The 22,054-nt window shown below is 74.2% G+C and carries 18 protein-coding genes and 1 riboswitch; of the genes, 7 read left to right on the top strand and 11 right to left on the bottom strand.

Translation table 11 applies throughout. The features are described from left to right. Window positions 1–8: 8 nt before the first annotated feature. A complete protein-coding gene (locus ACN9MS_RS03250; protein WP_426310704.1) occupies window positions 9–1,163 on the bottom strand; it encodes an LLM class flavin-dependent oxidoreductase in 1,155 nt (384 codons plus the stop codon). A 347-nt stretch (window positions 1,164–1,510) separates the two neighbouring features. After that, window positions 1,511–1,618: riboswitch (SAM riboswitch) on the bottom strand. A 172-nt stretch (window positions 1,619–1,790) separates the two neighbouring features. On the opposite strand from ACN9MS_RS03250, the gene ACN9MS_RS03245 reads away from it, so the two are divergent. After that, the gene (locus ACN9MS_RS03245) at window positions 1,791–2,537 is read left to right on the top strand and encodes a TetR/AcrR family transcriptional regulator (protein WP_426310703.1); all 747 of its coding nucleotides are present in this window, start codon (window positions 1,791–1,793) and stop codon (window positions 2,535–2,537) included. A gap of 86 nt (window positions 2,538–2,623) precedes the next feature. Then, a complete protein-coding gene (locus ACN9MS_RS03240; RefSeq protein ID WP_426310702.1) occupies window positions 2,624–5,263 on the top strand; it encodes an MMPL family transporter in 2,640 nt (879 codons plus the stop codon). Window positions 5,264–5,340: 77 nt separating this feature from the next. Here ACN9MS_RS03240 and ACN9MS_RS03235 read toward each other — a convergent pair whose 3' ends face one another. Continuing rightward, window positions 5,341–6,348 (bottom strand): endonuclease/exonuclease/phosphatase family protein, encoded by a 1,008-nt coding sequence (locus ACN9MS_RS03235; RefSeq protein ID WP_426310701.1) that lies wholly within the window; start codon window positions 6,346–6,348, stop codon window positions 5,341–5,343. A 164-nt stretch (window positions 6,349–6,512) separates the two neighbouring features. Next, window positions 6,513–8,888, bottom strand: coding sequence for a phosphoribosylformylglycinamidine synthase subunit PurL (gene purL, locus ACN9MS_RS03230; RefSeq protein ID WP_426310700.1), 2,376 nt, complete (start codon window positions 8,886–8,888; stop codon window positions 6,513–6,515). A 188-nt stretch (window positions 8,889–9,076) separates the two neighbouring features. On the opposite strand from purL, the gene ACN9MS_RS03225 reads away from it, so the two are divergent. Further along, entirely contained in the window at window positions 9,077–9,352 is a 276-nt protein-coding gene (locus tag ACN9MS_RS03225) for a hypothetical protein (protein ID WP_426310699.1), read from the top strand. 18 nt (window positions 9,353–9,370) lie between these two features. On the opposite strand, the gene ACN9MS_RS03220 is transcribed toward ACN9MS_RS03225, so the two are convergent. From ACN9MS_RS03220 to ACN9MS_RS03210, 3 genes are all read right to left on the bottom strand, one after another. Next, window positions 9,371–9,757 (bottom strand): DUF1304 domain-containing protein, encoded by a 387-nt coding sequence (locus ACN9MS_RS03220; protein WP_426310698.1) that lies wholly within the window; start codon window positions 9,755–9,757, stop codon window positions 9,371–9,373. Between the two features lie 70 nt (window positions 9,758–9,827). Then, complete coding sequence (locus ACN9MS_RS03215) at window positions 9,828–10,379, bottom strand: hypothetical protein (RefSeq protein ID WP_426310697.1); 552 nt, start codon at window positions 10,377–10,379, stop codon at window positions 9,828–9,830. After that, window positions 10,376–11,341, bottom strand: a complete 966-nt coding sequence (locus ACN9MS_RS03210) for a LysR family transcriptional regulator (protein WP_426310696.1) — start codon at window positions 11,339–11,341, stop codon at window positions 10,376–10,378. The genes ACN9MS_RS03215 and ACN9MS_RS03210 overlap by 4 nt, the downstream gene beginning before the upstream one ends. A 90-nt stretch (window positions 11,342–11,431) precedes the next feature. On the opposite strand from ACN9MS_RS03210, the gene ACN9MS_RS03205 reads away from it, so the two are divergent. Together ACN9MS_RS03205 and ACN9MS_RS03200 are read left to right on the top strand one after the other, a co-directional pair. Next, window positions 11,432–12,520: an EamA family transporter gene (locus ACN9MS_RS03205; protein WP_426310695.1), complete on the top strand. Its 1,089-nt coding sequence runs from the start codon at window positions 11,432–11,434 to the stop codon at window positions 12,518–12,520. A gap of 64 nt (window positions 12,521–12,584) precedes the next feature. After that, window positions 12,585–14,069, top strand: coding sequence for an APC family permease (locus ACN9MS_RS03200; protein WP_426310694.1), 1,485 nt, complete (start codon window positions 12,585–12,587; stop codon window positions 14,067–14,069). Between the two features lie 51 nt (window positions 14,070–14,120). On the opposite strand, the gene ACN9MS_RS03195 is transcribed toward ACN9MS_RS03200, so the two are convergent. The 3 genes from ACN9MS_RS03195 to ACN9MS_RS03185 form a co-directional block, all read right to left on the bottom strand. Further along, entirely contained in the window at window positions 14,121–14,909 is a 789-nt protein-coding gene (locus ACN9MS_RS03195) for an ABC transporter permease (RefSeq protein WP_426310693.1), read from the bottom strand. Continuing rightward, complete coding sequence (locus ACN9MS_RS03190; protein WP_426310692.1) at window positions 14,906–16,003, bottom strand: ATP-binding cassette domain-containing protein; 1,098 nt, start codon at window positions 16,001–16,003, stop codon at window positions 14,906–14,908. The genes ACN9MS_RS03195 and ACN9MS_RS03190 overlap by 4 nt, the downstream gene beginning before the upstream one ends. Before the next feature lie 204 nt (window positions 16,004–16,207). After that, window positions 16,208–16,873 carry a PadR family transcriptional regulator gene (locus ACN9MS_RS03185; RefSeq protein ID WP_426310691.1) on the bottom strand — a complete coding sequence of 222 codons (666 nt, stop codon included), beginning with the start codon at window positions 16,871–16,873 and terminating at the stop codon, window positions 16,208–16,210. A 197-nt stretch (window positions 16,874–17,070) separates the two neighbouring features. On the opposite strand from ACN9MS_RS03185, the gene ACN9MS_RS03180 reads away from it, so the two are divergent. Together ACN9MS_RS03180 and ACN9MS_RS03175 are read left to right on the top strand one after the other, a co-directional pair. After that, entirely contained in the window at window positions 17,071–17,511 is a 441-nt protein-coding gene (locus ACN9MS_RS03180) for an NUDIX hydrolase (protein ID WP_426310690.1), read from the top strand. 44 nt (window positions 17,512–17,555) lie between these two features. After that, complete coding sequence (locus ACN9MS_RS03175; protein ID WP_426310689.1) at window positions 17,556–18,641, top strand: DUF2599 domain-containing protein; 1,086 nt, start codon at window positions 17,556–17,558, stop codon at window positions 18,639–18,641. A 190-nt stretch (window positions 18,642–18,831) separates the two neighbouring features. Here the strand turns inward: ACN9MS_RS03175 and ACN9MS_RS03170 are convergent, their stop codons facing one another. Both ACN9MS_RS03170 and ACN9MS_RS03165 read right to left on the bottom strand, forming a co-directional pair. Then, on the bottom strand, window positions 18,832–20,964 hold the full coding sequence (locus tag ACN9MS_RS03170; protein WP_426310688.1) for an acyl-CoA dehydrogenase: 2,133 nt from the start codon (window positions 20,962–20,964) through the stop codon (window positions 18,832–18,834). Then, a complete protein-coding gene (locus ACN9MS_RS03165) occupies window positions 20,961–21,815 on the bottom strand; it encodes a TetR family transcriptional regulator (RefSeq protein WP_426310687.1) in 855 nt (284 codons plus the stop codon). Before ACN9MS_RS03165 ends, ACN9MS_RS03170 begins: the two co-directional genes overlap by 4 nt. Window positions 21,816–22,054: the final 239 nt, after the last annotated feature.

Genomic DNA, 22,054 nt, shown 5'->3' with positions numbered 1-22,054 from the left:
GTCCGGGTTCAGGCGATCGCCGCGTAGCGGTTGGCGGGGAGCGGGAGGCCGAGCGTGTCGCGCAGCGTCGTCCCGGGGTAGGCCGTGCGGAACAGGCCCGCGCCCTGGAGGAGCGGCACGACGCCGTCGACGATCGCGTCGAGGTCGGTGCTCAGGGACGACGGTCGCAGCAGGAACCCGTCGGCCGCGCCGGCGTGCGCCCACTCCTCGACCGTGACCGCGAGATCGCGCGCCGTGCCGACGTGCGTGAGCGAGTCGGTGTCCCACGAGACGCCCTCGAGGTCCTCGAGCAGGTCGAGGCGGGCCTGGGCGCTCGCGCGCGTGTCGCCGATGACGGCGTAGGCGTCGACGAGGACCCGGAGCGCGTCGGGGTCGCGTCCGGCGCTCGCGGCGGCGTCGCGCACCTGCGACCGGAGCTCGATGGCCTCGTCGCGCGTCGCGGCGCGGACCCGCACGACGTCGGCCCGGCGGGCTGCGAGGTCGAGCGACGCGGGCGTGTCCGCCCGGACCACGACGGGCGGCTGGCCCTGCGGCGGGCGCGGCGTGATCGACGGCCCCTTGACGGCGAAGCGGATGCCCTCGTGGTCGACGTAGTGGAGCTTCTCGCGGTCCACGAACCGGCCCGTCGCGACGTCGCGGATCTCCGCGTCGTCCTCCCACGAGTCCCACAGCCGCGTGACGACCTCGACGGCCTCGTCTGCCTCGGCGACCGCGTCGGGCTCGTCCTGCGCGCCCTTGCGACCGAACGCCGCGGCCTCCGCCGGGGTCGTGGACCAGCCGACCTGCCACCCCGCGCGGCCCGCGCTCACGTGGTCGATCGTCGCGATCGCCTTGGACACGTGGAACGGCTCGGTGTGCGTGGTCGTCACGGTCGGGACGAGACCGATGCCCGCGCTGCGGGGCGCGAGGCGGGACGCGACGAGCGCGGCGTCGAGCCGGCCCCGCACGGACCCGTTGCGGCCAGGCTGGAGCGTGAACGCGTCGTCGAGCGTGACGAGGTCGAGCAGGCCGCGCTGGGCGGTGGCGACGAGCTCGACGAGGCGCTTGGCGTCGAAGAGCCGCTGGGCCTGGGAGCCCACGGTCCGCCAGGCGGCGGGGTGCGCGCCGGCGTCGGTGAGGTCGACGCCGAGGTGGAGGGTGCGGGCGGGGCGGGGGTCGGACATCGCGAGGATCCGTTCTCAGTTGAGCCGACGGCGCGCTCAGGGCGCGGCAGGGTGCCGGAGGGTGGGCAGGGGCGGTCCGGCCGCGCGCGGCGGCAGGACGGGGCTGGGAAGCCGGGAGGGACCCGGACCGCGCGCTGTTCGCGCGGGGTGTCAGGGACGGGTCGTCGTCAGCGACAACAGGCGACGCGCGCGGGACCCGCGGTCCCGAGGGCGCGGGCGCCAGGGCCGCCCGCGAACGGACAGGGGCACGTCGACGCGTGCGCGGTGCTCACCGCGGTGCTCGACTCTCGCCGGTCCATCGTCCGTCTCCTTCGTGCCCGTCGCCGGGCTCCGCGTCGTTGCCCCGTACCACGCGCTGTCCGCGCGACGCGGGGCCTGGTCCTCACCCGGGGCACCCCGCCGCGCGGGAGGGTTGCCGTCCGACGAGCCGGGGCTTGATGTCGGAGCTCATGACCATGTCCTGTGACCGAGGTACGTCGACCTCGGTTGCGCGGGAACTTACGAGCGGCCACCGCGGGGTGTCAACGCACCGAGGAGACCTTCCCACATACTGGACTTGATCGGTCAACTTTGAGTCGTCCAGGGCGCTATTTGCACCGAGTGCATCAATGCACTTAGTGTCAAGAGGTGCCCCTCCCCTCCGCGACCGAGCCGTCGGGCGCGCCCGTGACCGACCCGGCGACGGACCCTGCGACGGACCCTGCGACGGGCTCTGCGACGAGCTCTACGACCGGCCTCGTGACCGGCCCCGCGACCGACCGCCGTACCGCGCTGCGCGCACGGCACCGCCGGGCGATCGTCGACGCGGCGGCGTCGCTCATGGAGGAGAACGGCGGTGCCCGGTTCACCGTCGACGAGCTGGCCGCACGCGCGGACGTCGCGCGGCGCACGATCTTCAACCACTTCGCGTCGCTCGACGACGTGGTGGTCGAGGTGTGCGAGGACGTGCTGGGCACGGTGGTCGACGCGCTCGGGGCGAGCGCGGCGGAACCCGGCACCGACCGCACGACCCCGCTCGACGACCTCACCGCAGCGCTCCGCAGCACCGACCTCGTCGGTCCCATGGCCTACCTCACCCGCGCCCTCGGCGGCACCGCGACCGAGCCCACCCCGCGCGTCACGACGATGGTCGTGCGCACGTTCACCCACCTCGCCGAGCGCCTGGTCGCCGAGACGACGCGCCGGCACCCCGACGTCGACCCGCTCGAGATCGAGATGCTCGTCGCCGCGCTCATGGCGGGCGTGCTCGTGATCCAGCGACGCTGGTGGGCCGCCACCGGCGCGGCCGACGACGACGCGTCACGCCGCACGTGGGACGACCTGCTCGACCAGCTGGTCACGCGAACGCGCACCGGCCACGCCACCACCGCCTGACGCCCGAGAGCACCGCCGACCGACCCGCACCCGACCCGCTCCACGACGCACCCGGACCTCACCGGACCTCCCACCGAAGGACCCCCATGGCTGAACTCCTGTACCGCCTCGGCCGCGCGTGCGCGCGGCGGGCGAAGACCGTCCTCGCGGCATGGCTCGCGGTCCTCGTCCTCGCCGGCGCGGCGTTCGTCGCGTTCGGCGGCACGCTCGCCACCAGCTTCTCGATCCCGGGGACGCCGACGGCGGAGGTGACCGACCGGCTGCAGACGGCCCTCCCCGAGGCGTCCGGCGGGAGCGGCACGATCGTCTTCACCACCGAGGACGGGTCCGCGTTCACCTCCGAGCAGGAGGCCGTGATCGCCGACCGCATCGCGGACGCCGAGGAGGTCGACGGCGTCGAGACGGTGATCGACCCGTTCGCGACGCAGGCCGAGCTCGCCGACCAGGCCGCTCAGGTCGACGACGGCCGCACGCAGATCGAGGCGGGGCGGACGCAGATCGAAGACGGCCGCACCCAGCTCGACGCCGGTCAGGCGCAGATCGACGCCGCCCGCGCCCAGCTCGACGCCGGCCAGGAACAGCTCGACGCGGCCCGCGCTCAGGCGGAGGCCGCCGGTGCGCTCGCCCAGGCCGCACCGCAGCTCGACGCGCAGCAGGCGGAGCTCGACGCCGGCCGGGAGGAGCTCGACACCCAGGCCGCGGCGCTCGCCCAGCAGCGGACCGCGCTCGAGGACCAGAGCGCGACGCTCGAGGAGCAGTCCGCCCAGCTCGAGCTCTCCGCGCCCCTGCTCGAGATGGCGTCCGAGATCCGCATGGTCTCCGAGGACGGGAGCGCCGCGGTCGCGAGCGTCGCGTTCACCGAGCCCAACATGGACATCGAGCAGCAGACCAAGGACGACCTCGTCGCCGTGTTCGCCGACGACCCGGTCGACGGCGTCCAGACCGACTTCTCGGCCGACATCACCCAGGGCGTGCCCCAGGTCTTCGGTGTCGGCGAGGCGGTCGGCCTGGTCGTCGCGGCGATCGTCCTCGTCGTCATGCTCGGCACGCTCGTCGGCGCCGGGCTGCCGATCCTCACGGCCCTCGTCGGGGTCGGGATCGGCGCGCTGACCGCGATGGCGTTCTCCGGCGTCGTCGAGATGTCGTCCGTGACCCCCGTCCTCGGCCTCATGCTCGGGCTCGCGGTCGGGATCGACTACTCGCTGTTCATCGTCAACCGGCACCGCCGCCAGCTCAAGCAGGGCGACGACGTGCACGAGTCCATCGGGCTCGCGAACGGGACGTCGGGCAACGCCGTCGTGTTCGCGGGTGCGACGGTGCTCGTCGCGCTGCTCGCGCTCAACGTGACCGGTATCCCGTTCCTCGGGCTCATGGGCACCGTCGGCGCGCTGTGCGTCGCGATCGCGGTGCTCATCGCCGTGACCCTCACGCCGGCGCTGCTCGGCATGATCGGACCGCGCATCCTCAGCAAGCGTGAGCGCGCCGCGCTCGCCGGGGCGACCGCCGGCGAGGGCGCGTCGGGCACCGGGGGCTCCGCCGCGCCGTCGGGCCAGGCACCCGCCCGGCCGATGACGACCCTGCGGGCCGTGGGCACCGCGCTGCTGAGCATCGCCGCGCTCGCCGTGATCGCGATCCCCGCGCTCGACCTGCGGACCAACCTGCCCGACGGGTCGTCCGAGGCGCACGACTCCACGCAGTACCGCGCGTACTCGACGATCGCCGAGCAGTTCGGCGAGGGCACCAACGGCCCGCTGCTCGTCGTCGCCGACCTCCCGGGCGAGCCCACCGAGGCGGAGGCGCTGCAGTACCAGGTGCAGGTCGCCCGGTCGCTCTTCGCGCTCGACGACGTCGTCGCGGTCGCCCCGATCGGGACGTCCGAGGACCGCACCGTCGCCGCGTTCCAGGTGATCCCCGCCGAGGGGCCCACGAGCGAGTCGACCGAGGAGCTCGTGCACGCGCTGCGCGACGTCGAGGCCCCCGACGGCAAGGCGTCGCTGGGCGTCGCCGGCTCGGCCAGCGGCAACATCGACATCTCCGACAAGCTCGCGCAGGCGCTGCCGATCTACCTCGCGGTCGTCGTCGGGCTGTCGCTCGTCATCCTCGTGCTGGTGTTCCGGTCGATCTTCGTGCCGGTCGTCGCGACCCTCGGGTTCATCCTGTCCTACTTCGCCGCGCTCGGCGGGGTCGTCGCGATCTACCAGTGGGGCTGGCTGTCGGGGGTGTTCGGCGTCGAGACGCCGGGACCGATCCTCAACTTCCTGCCCACGATCCTCGTCGGCATCCTGTTCGGCCTCGCGATGGACTACCAGCTCTTCCTCGGCTCGGGGATGCGCGAGGCGTACGCGCACGGCGCTCCCGCGCGGGTCGCGATCGTCCAGGGCGTGCGCGCGGGCCGGGCCGTCGTGACCGCGGCGGCGATCATCATGATCTCCGTCTTCGGCGGGTTCGTCTTCTCGCACAGCGCGATGATCCGGCCCATCGGGTTCGCGCTCGCGTTCGGCGTGCTGGTCGACGCGTTCGTCGTACGGATGCTGCTCGTCCCGGCCCTCATGCACCTCGTGGGCGACAAGGCGTGGTGGCTGCCGCGCTGGCTCGACCGCATCCTGCCCGACGTCGACGTCGAGGGCGCCGCCCTGGAGCGTCGCCACCCGCACCACCCCGACGTGGACCCGGACCACGCCGCCACCGACCCCGGCGCGGCCGAGCCGGAGCCCGCCCGCGGCTGACCCCGCCCCCAAGGTGCCGAACCCGGGGTTGTTCCCGGGTTCGGCACCCGAGCCCGGGAACAAACCCGGGTTCGGCGTCAGGGGCGGGGCACGTGGACCGTGGCGACGATCGCGCGGTGGTCGCTGCCGGGCACGGGCAGGGAGTCGACGTCGGTCACGACGTTCTCCCGGTCCGTCACCACGTGGTCGAGGTTCAGGACCGGCGGCACGGTGCCCGGCCGCGGCGACCACGACAGGTCGAGCCCGCCGCCCGACGCGCGGCTCGCGTCGTGGAACCGGTCACCGAGGAGCCGCCGGAACGTCGCGTGGTCGTGGGTCGCGTTGAAGTCGCCGACCAGCACCTGCGGGAGGGGGTCCGCCGCCGCGCGCTCGGCGAGGGCGGCCGTCTCCTCGCCCCAGACCCGCACGTACTCCGGGATGGGCGGGATCGGGTGCACCGCGGTGACCCGCACCGGCACGCCGTCGACCTCGACCGTCGCGGACGGCATGGCGTCGTTGGAGAACGGCTCGACGTCCACGTCGCGGAGCGGGTACACGCTCCACAGCCCGCTGCCGAGCGCCCCGGACCCGACCTTCGCGTCGGCGCCGTACGGGAGCACGTCCTCGATGCCCGCCGCGACGAGGCGCTCGCGCAGGTCCGTCGTCAGCTCCAGCACCGCGAGCACCTGGACGTCCTGCTCGCGCACGAGGTCGACCAGCGCCTCGGCGTCCGCCGACCCGAGCCACGCGTTGGCGCCCAGCACGCGCAGGGAGGCCGCGTCGTCGGGCGGCGCCGGACCGGGCACGAACGCCGGCACCAGCCACACCGCCTGCGCGGCGACGCACACCGCGAGCAGCGCCGCGAGGACCCACCGGCGCGCGACGAGCGTGACCACCAGACCGACGACGACCGCGGCCGCGACGAACGGCGTGAACCCGACGACCTGCGCGAGCGGCGTCACGGCGTCGTACGGGACGGCGCGGACGAGCGTGAGCAGGACGACCGCCGCAGTCCCGATGGAGAGCAGCACCGTGAGCACCGGGCCGCCGGCCCGCCGTCGGGAAGTGACGCGCGCGGGCGGGAGGCTCGTGGTCGCCGAGGTCATGCCCGGACTCTGACACCGTCGCGACACGCACCGCGACCCGCCGCACCACCCCGCCCGCCGACCTCCACGGAACCCGCCCACCCGCCGGGCACGACGTCGGGTCGAGGACGGACGACGACGCCCCGGTCACCTGTGCGGCGACCGGGGCGTCGGTGGAGCGGGTGTCAGCCGAAGATGGCCGGGAGCGTGCCGCGGAAGGCCGCGTCCGCCTCGGTGAGCGGGACGGTGAACAGGCCCGTGACCTCGAGCGCCTCGCCCGACTCGGCGGCGGCGCCGGGCTCGGTGCCCGTCTCGCCGATCTTCAGCACCGGGACGCCGCGCGCGACGCACGCGTCGACGAGCTTGGACTCCTCGCCACGCGGCACCGCGACGAGCGCGCGTGCCGTCGACTCGGAGAACAGCGCCTCGAACGGGGAGACCCCGTCGCGCTCGGCGAGCGCGTCGAGCGACACCGTGGCACCGACGCCGAAGCGCAGCGACGCCTCGAGGAGCGCCTGGACGAGGCCGCCCTCGGACAGGTCGTGCGCGGCCGACACGAGGTCGTCGCGGCTCGCGTTGACGAGCACGCCGGCGAGCGCCTTCTCCGCCGCGAGGTCGACCTGCGGCGGGAGGCCGCCGAGGTGCCCGTGCTCGACCTCGGCCCACGCCGAGCCGTCGAGCTCGGGGCGCGTCGTGCCGAGCAGGTAGATGCTCTCGCCCGTCTCGCGCCAGCCCGACGGGGTGGCGTGCGCGACGTCGTCGAGCACGCCGAGCACACCCACGACCGGGGTCGGGTGGATGGAGGAGTCGATCTGGCCCGGCTCGCCGGTGCCGTTGTAGAGCGACACGTTGCCGCCGGTCACGGGGACGCCGAGCTCGCGGCACGCGTCCGCGAGGCCCTCGATCGCCTCGACGAGCTGCCACATCGAGTCGGGGTCCTCGGGCGAGCCGAAGTTGAGGCAGTCGGTCACGGCGAGCGGGCGGGCGCCCGTGGTCGCGACGTTGCGGTACGCCTCGGCGAGCGCGAGGCGCGCGCCCGTGCGCGGGTCGAGCTTGCCGTAGCGGCCGTTCGCGTCCGTCGCGAGCGCGACGCCGAGACCGGTGCTCTCGTCGACGCGGATCACACCCGAGTCGTCGGGCTGGGCGAGCGCGGTGTTGCCCTGGACGAACCGGTCGTACTGGTTCGTCACCCACTCCTTCGACGCGAGGTTCGGCGACGCGAGGAGGCGCAGCGCCGTCGCACGCAGGTCGTCGCCGCTCTCGGGGCGCGCGAGCGCGTCGGCCTCGACGGTGCGGGCGTTGAGCCCGTCCTGCCACGACGGGCGTGCGTACGGGCGGTGGTAGACCGGGCCCTCGTGCGCGACGGTCCGCGGGTCGACGTCGACGATGCGCTCGCCGTGGTGGTCGATCGTCAGGCGGCCGGAGTCGTTGACCTCGCCGATGACGGCGGTCTCGACGTCCCACTTGCTCGTGATCGCGAGGAACTCGTCGAGCTTGTCGGGCGCGACGACCGCCATCATGCGCTCCTGCGACTCCGACATGAGGATCTCGCCGGCGTTGAGCGTGGGGTCGCGCAGCAGGACGTCGTCGAGCCACACGTGCATGCCGCCGTCGCCGTTGGAGGCGAGCTCCGACGTCGCGCAGGAGATGCCGGCGGCGCCGAGGTCCTGGATGCCCTCGACGACCTTCGCCGCGTAGAGCTCGAGGCAGCACTCGATGAGGACCTTCTCCATGAAGGGGTCGCCCACCTGGACGCTCGGGCGCTTGGCGGGCACGCCGTCCTCGAACGTCTCGGAGGCGAGGATCGAGGCGCCGCCGATGCCGTCGCCGCCCGTGCGGGCGCCGAACAGCACGACCTTGTTGCCCACGCCCGACGCGTTGGCGAGGTGGATGTCCTCGTGGCGCAGCACGCCGAGGCACAGCGCGTTGACGAGCGGGTTGCCCTGGTACGAGGCGTCGAACACGAGCTCGCCGCCGATGTTCGGCAGGCCGAGCGAGTTGCCGTACCCGCCGACGCCGGACACGACGCCGTGCACGACGCGCGCCGTGTCCGGGTGGTCGACGGCGCCGAAGCGGAGCTGGTCCATGACCGCGACGGGGCGCGCGCCCATCGAGATGATGTCGCGCACGATGCCGCCGACACCCGTCGCGGCGCCCTGGTAGGGCTCGACGAACGACGGGTGGTTGTGCGACTCGACCTTGAACGTCACGGCCCAGCCGTCGCCGATGTCGACGACGCCCGCGTTCTCGCCGATGCCGACGAGCAGGTGCTTCTTCATCTCGTCCGTGGTGGCCGTGCCGAACTTCGACAGGTGCACCTTGGACGACTTGTACGAGCAGTGCTCGGACCACATGACCGAGTACATCGCGAGCTCCGCGGCCGTGGGGCGGCGCCCCAGGATGTCGCGGATGCGCTGGTACTCGTCGGGCTTGAGGCCGAGCTCGGCGTACGGCTGGACCTCGTCGGGGGTGGCAGCGGCGTTGTCGACGGTGTCCAGCGTCGGCCCCGGGGCGGGACGAGCGTCGGAGCGTGCGGAAGCCTGGGGTGCGGGGGCGGTCATCGTTTCCCTCGGGTGGGCGCTGAGCGGGGAGCGCACGACGGCGCACGGCCAGTCTACCGGCGCAGCGGGGCCAGCCGTCCGCGCGTCTCAGGGCCGGGACGCCGGGAGCCGTCCTCGCACGACGGGCGGCCCGGTGCTCGGACCGTCCCGAGATGCAGCCGGGCGGGACTCGGGTTCGGATGGGGAGGGTGACGACGACCTTCTCGCTCCCCGACGCTCCCGCCCGGCCCTCGACCGGAGACCTGCTCGACCCGCACCTCGAGCGGCTCGGCCACGAGCTCACCCTCGTGGAGCGCCAGCTCACCGGGTACTCGCGTCGGACCGGGTCGTACGTGGGCCACGAGGCCTTCGAGACGGTGGAGCCCGCCGGCGGCCGCTACCGGGACGAGCTGGAGGCGGAGCGCGAGCGCATCCTCAGCCGCCTCGGGCTGCTGAGCGCGATGCGGGTCGCGGCGTCCGCCTGACGCCGCGGGCACGGCGTCTCAGAGGGCCAGACCGACGACGACGCCGACCACCCCGAGCAGCGGTGGGACGAGCTGCACCAGCGCCGCGCGCGCCTTCGACGGCGACGACAGGATCAGCACGAGCCCGGCCGCGACCATCGACCCCGCCCCGGCGACGACGAGCGTGAGGCCCACGTCCTCCCGGTCCGCCGCGTACAGGACGATGCCGAGGACGACGAGGACCGCGAGGAACAGGTTGTAGAAGCCCTGGTTGAACGCGAGCTCCTTGGTCGCCTCGGCCTCCTCGCGCGACGTGCCGAACGTCGCGCGCGTGCGCGCGCTCGTCCACGTGAGCGACTCCATGACGAAGATGTACACGTGGATCGCCGCGGCGACTCCCGCGAGCGCCAGCCCGATCCCGATCATCGTCGCCCCTCCCGTCGCGGAGGCCTGCACGGTGCACGACCCCCCGGCGGCACCGGCGAGGGTCTCTGCCTCAGCGGTCCTCAGCGTTCCACAGATGGGGCTCGGCCGCCGCGAGCGCGACGGCGAGCGCACCGAGCACGAGCCCGACGCGCGTGTGCGGCAGACGCACGCCCCGGGCGCGCAGCCGCTCCCCCCGGCGGTAGACCCACTTCTCTCCCGCCACGACGAGCGTCGTCGCGAGCGCGAGACCGGCCACGGCGCCTCCGGCGACCACCGCGGGCGGGACGGGCGTCGCCTCGTCGTGGTCGGGGACGTACGCGTTGTCCTCCCCCACGGCGTCTGCCGGGCGGTCGGCCGGGGCGCCGGCAGGCTCGGTGTGGTCCGGACCCGCGGCCCGGGCCGCGTCCCGCAGCGCCCGCACGCCGTCGCGCGCCTCGATCCCCTCGGCCGTCGAGGTCAGGGTGAGCACGACCCCCGCGGTCCCGACCGCCGTCTTGGCGAGCGCGCGCGCCCAGCGCGGCCGCACGACGTCGGGCACGGCGTACCAGGCGACGGTCATCAGGCCCGCGATCGCCACGGTGCGCGGGTCGGCGGACCTGCGGGTCGGCTCGTGCTCGGTCATCGTGCCCCTTCGTCGGACGGTGCGGTGGCGGGTGCGCTCGCGGTACCCAACGGCCCGGGCGCGCGTCGAGTTCCTGCGTCGCGCAGCCGCTCGCGCAGGTAGCGGACCGCCGGGGCGTCGGTCATGGTCGCGCGCCACACGACCGTCACCGGGCGGGTCGGGACGGGCTCGCGCACGGGGACGGCGACGACGTCGGACGGCAGGGGGCCGCGACCGAGCCGCGGCACGAGCGCGACGGCGAGGCCCTGCGCCACGACCTCGACCTGCGACGCGAACTCGAGGCACCGGAAGTCGATGCGGGGCACGCGCGGCTCGCGCGCGAACATGTGGCAGAACCACTCGTAGCAGATCGTGCCGTCGGGGGTGCAGACCCACGTCTCGTCGAGCAGGTCGGGCGGCGTGAGCGCGGGCCTGCTCGCGAGCGGGCTCGACGCGTGCACGAGCACGTCGGCCTCGTCGCGGAAGAGCTCCTCGGCGCGCAGGCTCGGGGGCAGCGCGAGGCCGACGCCCTCCCAGTGGTGGACGAGCGCGAGGTCCAGCGTGCCTGCCGCGACCGCCGCGACGGCGTCCCACGGCTCGGCCTCCTCGACGACGAGCCGCAGGTCCGGGACGTCCTCGCGCACCCGCGCGACGAGCGGTGCGACGACGCCGCGCACCGCCGTCGAGAACGACCCCAGCCGGACGGTCCCGGTGGGGCGCGCGCCGGCGTCGTGCAGGCGGGCCCGCAACGACTCGACCTGCTCGCGCAGCACGCGCCCCTCCTCGACCACGCGCCGCCCGGCGGCCGTGAGCACGACGCCGCGGCCCTCCCGGTCGAGCAGTCGCGCGCCGAGGTCACGTTCCAGGCGCTTGACCTGCTGCGAGACGGCGGACGGCGTGTACCCGAGGTCGCGCGCAGCGGCGTGCACGGTCCCGGTGCGTTCGACGGCGAGCAGCGCGTCCACGGCGGCGAGGTCGATCATGACCCCAGGCTATCGAGAAGCAGCGCTACCGGGAACCATGCACGACCGTGCGCTGGACGTGCACGATGCCCGAGGCGCACCCTCGTACCCATGCCCCTGCGCTCCTCCCTCCTCGCCGTCCTCGTCGCCGTCGTCTGGGGCGTGAACTTCGTCGTCATCGACCTCGGCCTCGGCGACATGCCGCCGACGCTGTTCGTCGCCCTGCGCTTCCTCGTCGTGCTCGTCCCCGCGATCTTCCTCGTCCCGCGGCCCCGCGCGCGCTGGCGGGACGTGCTGCTCGTCGGCACGTTCATGAGCCTCGGCCAGTTCGGCCTCCTCTACACCGCGCTCGCGCTCGGCATGCCCGCCGGGCTCGCGTCCCTCGTGCTCCAGGCGCAGGTCGGCCTCACCGTGCTGTTCGCCGCCGCGGCGCTGCGCGAGGTCCCGACGCGGGCCCAGCTCCTCGGCGTGCTGGTCGGGGCCGCCGGGCTCGTCGTCGTCGGCGTGGGACGCAGCGCGTCGACGCCGGCGCTCGCGTTCGTCGTGACCCTCGCCGCCGCGGCGTCGTGGGCGGTGGGCAACGTCGTCGCGCGCCGGGCCGGCCGTCGCGACCAGGGTTCTCCCTCGGCGGACCAGGGTTCTCCCTCGGCGGACCGGAGTTCTCCCTCGCGGCCCGGGCTCGACGGGTTGTCGATGACGGTGTGGTCGGCGCTCGTCGTCCCCGTCCCCATGCTCGGGCTGTCCCTCGCGCTCGACGGGCCGGACGCCGTCGGGCACGCGCTCACGCACCTCACGCTCGCGCCCGTGCTCTCGACCCTGTACACGGCATGGCTCGCGAGCCTCGTCGGCTACGGGATCTGGAACACGCTGCTCGCCCGGTACCCGGCGTCCGCGGTGGTGCCGTTCACGATGCTCGTCCCGCCCGTGGGGATGCTCGCCGCGTGGGTCGTGCTCGACGAGGTGCCGAACGCGGCCGAGCTGGCGGGCGGCGCCGTCCTGCTGCTGGGCGTCGCCACGACGACCGGCGTCCTGCGCCGGCGTCCGCCGCGGGGGGAGCTCACCCCCCACGCGCCGGACGCCGAACCCGGGGTCGTCGCACCCCGCGCGGCCGAGTCCGGAGACGACCCCGGGTTCGGCGAGCCGCGCGACGACAGGGCCGGGTCCGGCAGCCCGGGGGCGACACGCGCACGTTCGCGCTGACAGGACCGTGCGTCCGGGGGTTCCATGGAGGTCCGGGGACGTCCGAGACGCGAGGGAGCCTCTCATGAGCCAGACCGCGGGTCGCACGGAAGAACGGCAGCAGCCGGAGCTCAAGCGCGTCATGGGGCCCAAGCTCCTGCTCCTGTTCATCGTCGGGGACATCCTCGGCACGGGCGTGTACGCCCTCACGGGCCAGGTCGCGGGCGAGGTCGGCGGGGCGGCGTGGCTGCCGTTCCTGCTCGCGTTCGTGGTCGCCACGATCACCGCGTTCTCCTACCTCGAGCTCGTCACCAAGTACCCGAGCGCCGCCGGCGCCGCGCTCTACACGCACAAGGCGTTCGGCATCCACCTGCTGACCTTCGTGGTCGCGTTCATGGTCATGAGCTCGGGCATCACGTCGGCGTCGACGGCGTCCAACGCGTTCGCGGGGTTCGTCTCCGACGGGTTCGGGCTCGAGCTCCCGACGGGCGGCGACGGCAGGCTCCTCATCGCGCTCGGCTTCATGGCCCTCGTCGCGCTCGTCAACTTCCGCGGCGTCGGCGAGAGCGTCCGGGCGAACGTCGTGCTGTCGCTCGTCGAGCTGTCCGGCCTCCTGCTCGTGATCTTCGTCGGGCTGTGGGCGACGACGCAGGGCAGGGCCGACTTCTCCCGCGTCGTCGTGTTCGAGAGCGCGGACGACAAGAGCGTGTTCCTCGCCGTGACCGCCGCGACGACGCTCGCGTTCTTCGCCATGGTCGGGTTCGAGGACTCGGTGAACATGGCCGAGGAGTGCAAGAACCCGGTGCGCGACTTCCCGCGCATGATGCTCACCGGGCTGTCGATCACGGGCGCGATCTACGTGCTCGTCGCGATCACCGCCGTCGCGCTCGTCCCCGTCGGCGACCTCGTCGACGACTCGAAGGGCTCGGCGCTCACGCAGGTCGTGGCGGCGGGAGCGCCGAACCTGCCGTTCGACACGATCTTCCCGTTCATCGGCATGTTCGCCGTCGCGAACTCGGCGCTCATCAACATGCTCATGGCGTCGCGCCTGCTCTACGGCATGTCCAACCAGGGCGTGCTGCCGCGCGCGTTCGGCCAGGTGCACCCGTTCCGGCGGACGCCGTGGGTGTCGATCCTCGTCACGACGGCCATCGCGTTCGCGCTCATCGTGTACGTCGTGCGGCAGTCGGGGACCGAGTCGGGCACCAACGCGATCGCGCTGCTCGGCGGCACGACGTCGCTGCTCCTGCTCGTCGTCTTCACGATCGTCAACGTCGCGCTCCTCGTGCTGCGCCGCGACCCGGTGGACCACCAGCACTTCAGGACCCGCACCTGGCTCGCGGTCCTCGGGGCCCTCACGTGCGCGTACCTCGCCGGGCCGTGGGCGCGCAGCGCCGAGCAGCAGGAGCAGTACGTCATCGCGGGCGCGCTCGTGGGCCTGGGGATCGTGCTCTCGTTCGTCACGTGGCTGTACAACCGCTCGGTGCGGCACCGCCAGATCGCCTTCTCCGACGTCTCCCGCCTCGAGGACGAGGTCGAGGACGACTCCGACGACGGCCGCTCCCGCTGAGCGACGACGTCCGCCCGGGCCGTGGGCCTCGGGCGGACGTCGTGCGCGGGGTCAGGCCGAGCGCTGGCGGGTGCGGAACGCCTGCGTCGCGAGCCAGCCCATGACGACGGCCGCGAGCGCGAGCAGCCCGAGCCGGCCCCACACCACGCCCCAGTCGGGCGACGCGGCGAGCGCCTCGCGCCCCGCGACGACGGCCCAGTCGAACGGGTTGAACCGCGCGACGTCGGCCACCCAGCCGGCGGACAGGCTCGTGTCCATCACGGCCGAGGACAGGAACATGAGCGGCAGCGTGATGAGCTGCGAGATGCCGATGAGCGCCTCCTGCTGGCCGGTGAGCAGGGCCATGGCGTTGCTCAGCGCCGAGAACAAGGCCGTGAGCAGCACGACCGCCAGCAGCAGGGCGAGAACGCCGAGCGTCGTCTCGCCGGGCGTGCTGCCGAACCGCGCCCCGCACAGCCACGCGACCGCGAGCACGACCAGCGCCTGCCCCACCGCGATGACGGCCTGGTAGATCATCGTCGACGCCATGAGCGCGCCGCGCGACGCCGGCGACGTGAGGAAGCGGTCCATGACGCCGCGGTCCATGTCCTGCACGTACGACGTCCCGGCCCACGCCGCCCCGAACATCGCCGTCATCATGACGACGCCGGGCGTGATGAACTCGAGGTACGTCCCACCGGTGGAGAACCCCGGGATCTCCACGACCGACCGGAAGAGCTGGCCGAACAGCAGCAGCCAGATCATCGGCTGCACGAGGTTCATGACCATGAACACGGGGATGCGCGCGCCCTGGCGCAGCGCCCGGGCGGTGAGCAGCCCGGTGTGCACGACGGCGGTCATGCGGCCACCCCCTCGACGGTCGCGCCGGAATCGACCCGCGGGCCGCTCCCGGATGTCGCGGCTCCGGAGGACTGCGCGGCCGTGAAGGTGCGGCCCGTGTGCCGCAGGTACACGTCGTCGAGGCTCGGGCGGGCGAGCGTCGCGGACGCGACGGGGAGCCCCGCGGCGTCGAGCGCGGTGAGGACGGCGGGCAGCGCGACGGCGCCCGAGTCGGCGCGGGCACGCAGGGTCCGGCCCTCGACGTGCACGTCGCGGACGCCCGCGCACGTGCCGACCGCGGCGGTGACGCGGGCCGCGAGGGCGGCGTCGCCGTCGGGCAGCCCGGACGCCGGGACTGTCGGGGCCGCGAGCTCGACGACGATCCCGTCGCCGCGCAGCTCGTCCTTCAGCGCGTCGGGCGTCCCCGCGACCGCGACGCGGCCGTGGTCGACGATCGCGAGGTTCGCGGCGAGGCGGTCGGCCTCCTCGAGGTAGTGCGTGGTGAGGAGGATCGTCATGCTCTCGCGTGCCGTCATGCGCTTGATCTCGGCCCACATCTCGGCGCGCGCCTCCGGGTCGAGCCCGGTCGTCGGCTCGTCGAGGAACAGGACGCGGGGCCGGTGCACGATCCCCATCGCGACGTCGAGCTTGCGCGCCATGCCGCCGCTGTAGGTCTTCACGAGACGGTCGGCCGCGTCCGTGAGGGAGAACCGCTCGAGGAGCTCGGTCGCACGGGCGCGGGCGTCCCGCGCGCCGAGGCCCTGGAGCCTGCCCGCGAGGACGAGGTTCTCGCGACCGCTGTCCATCGGGTCGGTCACGGGCTTCTGCGCGACGTAGCCGATCGCGCGGCGCACGCGCTCGGGCTGGCGCGCGACGTCGATCCCCGCGACGGTCGCCGTGCCGGAGTCGGCTCGGCTGAGCGTCGTGAGGATCTTGGCGGTCGTCGACTTGCCCGCCCCGTTGGGGCCGAGCAACGCGAACACGGTGCCCGTGGGGACGGTGAACGACAGGCCGTCGAGCGCGTGCACGGGCGGGCGGCCGCGGCCGCCCGGGTAGGTCTTGCGCAGGTCGACGGCGTCGATCGCTGTCTCCTGCGCGCGGGTGCTGGAAGGCACGATGAGGCTCCTTGTGTCGGGAGCCGTCTCGCCGGGGGTGGCCACTCCCACGCGGCTAGCATGGGAGGGCCCTGGGTGACTGTTGACGCAGCGTTCTGTCGGTTCCGGCGGGACGACTCGGGCTCGGTGGTCCGGATGTTGGCGCATCCGGGCCACCACTCTTTGTCCGTCCGGCGCGCACCCGGTCGGGCGCGCGCCGGTGGTTCAGGGGGTGAGGTCGGCGGGCAGGTGGCGGCGCACGACCTCCTCGATCTCCTCGGGAGATGCGCCCGCGGCGCGCAGCCGCGCCATCTCGGCCCAGCCGTCCTGGCCACCGACCTCGCCCGCCTCCAGGCGTGCGGCGAACCGGTCGATCCAGGCACGCTCCGCGCGCAGCATGGCCAGCCGGTAGTCGGCCTCGACGAGGAAGATCTCCGGCAGGCCGGCCGCCGCAGCGCCGGTGAGCCCGGCGTCGCGCGTGCGGATCTCCGAGTCGAGCGAGGCGAGCCGTGCGCGCAGGAGCGCCGCGACCTCCTCGGGCGAGAGCATGGCGATGAGCGACAGCCCCGCCTCGACGTCCGGGTACTCCTTGGACGGCACGGCCAACAGCTCGCGCAGCCACGCGGCCGCCTCGACCTTGCCGGCCTCCGTGATCTCGTAGACGACGCGTTCGGGCCGGTTGCCCTCACGCTCCGAGTGCGACGGCGTGATGAAGCCGTGCTTCTCGAGCGACTTGATGACGGAGTAGAGCGAGCCGAAGTTGAGCCGGATGCTGTCGTCCTTGCCCCGCTCGCGCAGGGTCGTCGTGATCTCGTACGGGTACATGGGTCGCTCGGCGAGGCTCGCGAGGACGGCGAGCGCGAGCGGGTTGGACACAGGACGACGGGACATCGCTCACCTCCGAATACTTGACTCAGAGTATTCGATGCCGATTGCTTGCGCAAGGAACGCTGTCCTGGCGAGCGCCGAACCTGGGGTTGTGGATCGTCCGGGCGCCGGGACGGCGGCATCCGCACGATCGGCGCGCCAGAACCGCATGTTCGCCGGAACCGCGGGGGTCCACGACGGCCGTCGCGCATGATGGGTCCATGCAGATCCGCGTCGCCGCCTACGCCGTGATCGTCCGCGAGGACGGGAGGATGCTCCTCCCCCACTGGAGCGAGGGGGACCACGACGGCTGGACCCTGCCCGGCGGCGGCATCGAACCCGGCGAGCACCCGGAGGCCGCGGCCGTCCGCGAGGTCCGCGAGGAGACCGGCTACGACGTCGTGCTCGACGGCCTGCTCGGCGTGGACAGCATCGTCGTCGACGCTGCCGCACGGTTGCGCGTCGAGGACCGCGACCGCTCGCTGCACGGCATCCGCATCGTCTACCGCGCGCACGTGGTGGGCGGAGAGCTGCGCGTCGAGGAGGACGAGTCGACCGACGACGTCGGCTGGTTCACGCCGGACGAGGTCGACGCGCTCGACCGCGTGGGGCTCGTGGACCTCGGCCGACGCTGGGCCGGGCTGCTCCCCGTGTCGTCGTGACCCGGTCCGGCCGCGCCGGTGCGCGACGGCGACCCGGAGCCGTCGTGCTGACGCTCGCCGCCGGAGCCCTGGCATCGGCAGTCCTCGCCGGCTGCACGCCCGGCGACGGAGTGGCCCCACCGAGCCTCGACGCGGCCACGACGACGCCCGCGGACGACGCGTCCGGCGCGGGCGGAGACGCCGCGGAGCCGGGTGGGGCCGCTACCGCAGAGCCCGACGTCGTGCGCGTGCCCGTGGGACCCGTCGTCGTCGAGATCGCGGCACCCGCGCTGCCCTCCAGCACGCCGGGCGAGGACGACCCGGCGGTCGAGGTCTCGGCCGGCGACGAGGAGACGTCGGACGTCCCCCTCGTCCTCGCCGACGCCCCTGCGCGGATCTCGGTCGAGGGTGGCTCGCTCGTGCGCCACGCCGACGGCACGCTCACCGTCCTGGACGACGCCGGCACCCCGGTCGGCGGGCTCGACAGCCCGCGCGTCCTCGGTGCGCACGGCGTCGGTCCGCACGGCGTCGGTCCGCACGGCGTGGGTCCGCACGGCGAGGATCCGTCCGGCGAGGATCCGTCCGGCGAGGGGCATGGCGACGGCGCGACCGGGGACGTCGCGGACGACGACGTAGCGGTGGGCGGCGGTACGCCGAGCACCCCCGGCGTGCGGGTCGTGCTCGTCGACGCGCACCACGCGGAGGTGACGCTCGTGCCCACGCCGAGGGCGCCGTCGGGCACCACGGCGGGCACCACGCCAGGTACCGACGGGACGGACGGGACCCCGAGCGCCCCGGGCGACGACGCGGGCGAGACGGGATCGTCCGGCGAGGGCCCGACGGCGGCGTGGGACGTCGTCGTGACCCTCGGCACGCAGGCGCTGCGGAGCACCGACTGGGGCGAGCGCGAGGGCGGGCGGTCGCTCGCCGTCGACCCGACCGCGTGGGCCCGCGCCGCGGGGCAGGCGGGCCAGGAGCTCGTCTGGGCGCAGCTCGTCGACGCCGAGCCGGAGGTCGACACCCCGACGATGCACGACCAGCTCGTGTGCCACGCGGTCGGCGCCCCGGACAAGGCGACGTGGAACCTCGAGCCCTGGCGGCCCGACGTCGGGCTGCTCGCCACGATGGCGGCGCGCTGCAACCCGACCTGACCGGCGGCGCCTCGGCTCACGCCGAGCACGACGTCGCTCGCGGTCGAGGACCGGACAGCAACGGCCCGGGCGGCACGACGGCTGGTGGACGTCGTGCCGCCCGGGCCTGACCCTCGGCGGCGGTACCGCTCCGCCTGCTGCGCCGAGGACGTTCCAGGGACGGGCCGGTCAGCGACCGGCCGCGAACCGGTCAGCGGGCCTGCGGGCCGCCCTTCGCGGCCTTGCGCAGCGACTTCTCGCTCCGCGGCTCGTCGCCGCTCGCGCGCAGGCGCCGGTAGTAGTCGCGCGCCTCGTCCTGGCGCTCCTTCTCGATGCCGGTCGCGATCGTCGCGCGCAGGTGCTCCGGGCCGTAGCCCCACGCGTCGACGAGGTCCTGCGCGTGAGGGCGCAGCCGGTCGATGAGGCGGTCCAGGTAGCTCGTGACCGTCCGGGCGCGCTGCGCCGAGAGGCGGCCGTTGAGCAGGTACCACGCGAGGTGGCGCTCGACGAGGCTCAGGCCGAACAGGTCGCGCACGGTCGTGAGGACCTCGCGCGTGCCCGCGTCCTCGATCGTCTCGAGGGCCTGCGTGAACGCCTCCCAGCGCAGGAGCTCCGCGTGGGCTCGGGCGGCCTCGACGAGCTCGACCTGGTGGGCGTTGAACAGGTTCGTCGCCGTCTCGGGGTCGGCCTTCTGCGCGGGGCGCAGGGCCTGCGCGACGTCGGCGACCATCGTCTCGACCCGGTCGGTGAGCAGCGCGCGCTGCGTCTCGGGGTCGCGCAGGTGGCCGGCGGCGCGGCGCGGGTCGCCGACGTCGGCCAGCGCCTGCGCCGCGCGCTTGAGCGGCGTGCGGTGCAGCGCCATGTCGCCCGCGCGCTCGACGACGACGCGCGCCATCTGGCCCGGGGTGATGCCCTTGAACTGCTTGCCGTAGTCGGCGAGCAGACGCTTCGCGACGAGCTGGAGCAGGACCGTGTTGTCGCCCTCGAACGTCGCGTAGACGTCGAGGTCCGCGCGCAGGCTCGTGATGCGGTTGGCCGTGATGAACCCCGCCCCGCCGCACGCCTCGCGCGTCTCCTGGAGCACGTCGAGCGCGAACCGCGTGCTCGTGGCCTTGAGCGCGGCAGCCGTCGTCTCGAGGTCCTCGCGCTGCTCCGGGGTGTCCTCCTCGCCGGAGAACACGGAGTGGAACAGGTCGAGCAGGCGGTCGTGCGCGAAGTGGGCCGCGTACGTCTCCGCGATCGGCACGATGAGGCGGCGCTTGTGCGTGCCGTAGTCGAGGAGCACGACCTCCTCGGTCGCGCTCGCGCCCGTGAACTGGCGGCGCTCGTTCGCGTACCGCACGGCGATGGCGAGGCCGAGCTTCGACGCGGTGACCGCGGCGCCGTCGAGCGACACGCGCCCCTGGACGAGGGAGCCGAGCATCGTGAAGAACCGGCGCCCCGGGCTCTCGATCGGGCTGGAGTACGTGCCGTCCGCGTCGACCGAGCCGTAGCGGGCGAGCAGGTCGGTGCGCGGGACGCGCACGTGGTCGAAGTGCAGGCGGCCGTTGTCGATGCCGTTGAGCCCGCCCTTCTGCCCGTCGTCCTCGCCACCGACGCCGGGCAGGAACGGCAGGCGCCCGAGCTCGTCGCGCTCGCCCTCCGTGTCGCGGATCGGCACGTAGAACGCGTGCACGCCGTGGTTGACGTTCTTCGTGATCAGCTGCGCGAACACGACCGCGGCCACGCCGTGCACGCCCGCGTTCCCGAGGTAGTCCTTCCACGCCCCGCGGAACGGGGTGTGGATGACGAACTCCTCGGTCTCCGGGTCGTACGTCGCCGTGGTGGCGATGCTCGCGACGTCGGACCCGTGGCCGATCTCCGTCATCGCGAACGCGCCCGGCACGGAGAGGTCCATGGCACCCGGGAGGAGGCGGTCCTGCTGCTCGGGGGTGCCGAGGTGCAGGATCGCCGCACCGAACAGGCCCCACTGGACGCCCGCCTTGATCTGGAGCGACGGGTCGGCCGCGACCAGCTCCTCGAACCCGGCGAGGTTGCCGCCCGCGTCGTCCGCGCCGCCGAGGCGCTCGGGGTACCCGCGCCAGACCTGCCCCTTGCCGACGAGCAGGCGCATCTGCTCCAGCACGCGCTCGCGGTGCTCGCGCAGGGTCAGGCCCTCGACCCGCTGGAACGCCTCCTCGCCCGCGGTGGCGCGCGCCGTCGCGCGCAGGTCGGCCCACCGGCCGAGCAGGAGCTTCTCGAGGGAGGCAACGTCGACGCGGGCGTCGCCCGGCGACGTCGCGCTCGCGTCCCCCGGGGTCGACGCGCGCTGCGCGAGGGCGGGACGGTCGGACGTGGCGGTCATGGGATCTCCTTGAGGTCTGAGGCGGTCGCCGGGTGCTCAGGGCGGTCGGTGCCGGGGCGGCGGACGCCGTCGCGGCGGGTCGCGGACGCCGTGCGCCGGTCGTCGTGGGGGCGGGGGGTGCCCGGGTTGTGGGAGAGCACGCCGACGGGCCCGGCCCAGAGCCAGGCGGCGACGCGCTCGGTGAGCTGCTCGCGGTCCGGGACGTCGGCCCGGTCGCGGTGGCCGAGCCACCACTCCCCCGCGCCGCGCACGAACCCGACGGCCCCCGCGGCCCAGGCCGCGGCGTCGGCGGGAGAGACGTCGGTGACGCGCGCGAACGGCTCGGCGACGAGCTCGATCACCGAGTCGAGGAACGCCGCGAGGGGCGCGCGGCTCGCGCCGGCGGTCCCGTTGGCGACGCCGCTCGCGGCGAGCTGCGCGGCGGGCTCCTCCGTCCCCGCGACGGCGCTCGTCCGGGTGACGAAGTAGTAGACGTTGGGCGAGCTCTCGATCATCTCGAGGTAGACGCCGACCATCGCGCGCAGCGCGCGCTTGGGCGTCTCGGCCGACTCGGCCGCCTGGGTCAGCGCGTCGTGCATCTGCCCCACGACGGCGGAGCCGAGCGCGACCTGGAGGCCCGTCTTGTCGTCGAAGTAGCGGTAGATGATCGACTTCGACGTCCCCGACGCCGCCGCGATCTCGTCCATGGAGACCCCGGGGCCTCCGCGGTGCACGGCCTTGCTGGCCGCCCGGATGAGCTCCGCGCGGCGTGCCGCCCGGTGCTCGTCCCAGCGGGTCGACCGGCCGTCCACCGCCGCGCCCGGCTGCACCCGTCCTCGGGTGGCCGCTCGCGCGTCGGCACCTGTGTTCACGTCGCCCTCCGTTGCGCCCGACCTCGATGTCGTCGGTGCCTGGTCCTCCGGCACCGCGTCGGGGCAGGGCACGGCCCTGTGACCCGACTCACGAAACCGAGAGTATCAGGTACTCTTGGTATTGGACACCAGCCGGCCCTCTCCCTCGCCTCCGCGCGCCGTCGAGCACGACGTCGCACAGGGGGCTCACTCCCCGGGCCGGGACCGACGCAGCGCAGCGAGCACGGACAGGAAGTGAG

Origin of the sequence: Cellulosimicrobium sp. E-16 (assembly GCF_049913115.1) — a bacterium.
GTDB lineage: Bacteria > Actinomycetota > Actinomycetes > Actinomycetales > Cellulomonadaceae > Cellulosimicrobium.
The sequence above is the reverse complement of the archived record's forward strand: the minus strand, read 5'-3'. Positions and strand labels throughout refer to the sequence as shown.

What these genes read in the sequence shown, in the direction of transcription:
- ACN9MS_RS03250 (WP_426310704.1), bottom strand. Translation starts at nt 1,163, where the DNA reads ATGTCCGACCCCCGCCCCGCCCGCACCCTCCACCTCGGCGTCGACCTC.
- ACN9MS_RS03195 (WP_426310693.1), bottom strand. Translation starts at nt 14,909, where the DNA reads ATGACCGCCGTCGTGCACACCGGGCTGCTCACCGCCCGGGCGCTGCGC.
- ACN9MS_RS03220 (WP_426310698.1), bottom strand. Translation starts at nt 9,757, where the DNA reads ATGATCGGGATCGGGCTGGCGCTCGCGGGAGTCGCCGCGGCGATCCAC.
- purL (WP_426310700.1), bottom strand. Translation starts at nt 8,888, where the DNA reads ATGACCGCCCCCGCACCCCAGGCTTCCGCACGCTCCGACGCTCGTCCC.
- ACN9MS_RS03180 (WP_426310690.1), top strand. Translation starts at nt 17,071, where the DNA reads ATGCAGATCCGCGTCGCCGCCTACGCCGTGATCGTCCGCGAGGACGGG.
- ACN9MS_RS03240 (WP_426310702.1), top strand. Translation starts at nt 2,624, where the DNA reads ATGGCTGAACTCCTGTACCGCCTCGGCCGCGCGTGCGCGCGGCGGGCG.
- ACN9MS_RS03235 (WP_426310701.1), bottom strand. Translation starts at nt 6,348, where the DNA reads ATGACCTCGGCGACCACGAGCCTCCCGCCCGCGCGCGTCACTTCCCGA.
- ACN9MS_RS03200 (WP_426310694.1), top strand. Translation starts at nt 12,585, where the DNA reads ATGAGCCAGACCGCGGGTCGCACGGAAGAACGGCAGCAGCCGGAGCTC.
- ACN9MS_RS03215 (WP_426310697.1), bottom strand. Translation starts at nt 10,379, where the DNA reads ATGACCGAGCACGAGCCGACCCGCAGGTCCGCCGACCCGCGCACCGTG.
- ACN9MS_RS03205 (WP_426310695.1), top strand. Translation starts at nt 11,432, where the DNA reads ATGCCCCTGCGCTCCTCCCTCCTCGCCGTCCTCGTCGCCGTCGTCTGG.
- ACN9MS_RS03185 (WP_426310691.1), bottom strand. Translation starts at nt 16,873, where the DNA reads ATGTCCCGTCGTCCTGTGTCCAACCCGCTCGCGCTCGCCGTCCTCGCG.
- ACN9MS_RS03170 (WP_426310688.1), bottom strand. Translation starts at nt 20,964, where the DNA reads ATGACCGCCACGTCCGACCGTCCCGCCCTCGCGCAGCGCGCGTCGACC.
- ACN9MS_RS03210 (WP_426310696.1), bottom strand. Translation starts at nt 11,341, where the DNA reads ATGATCGACCTCGCCGCCGTGGACGCGCTGCTCGCCGTCGAACGCACC.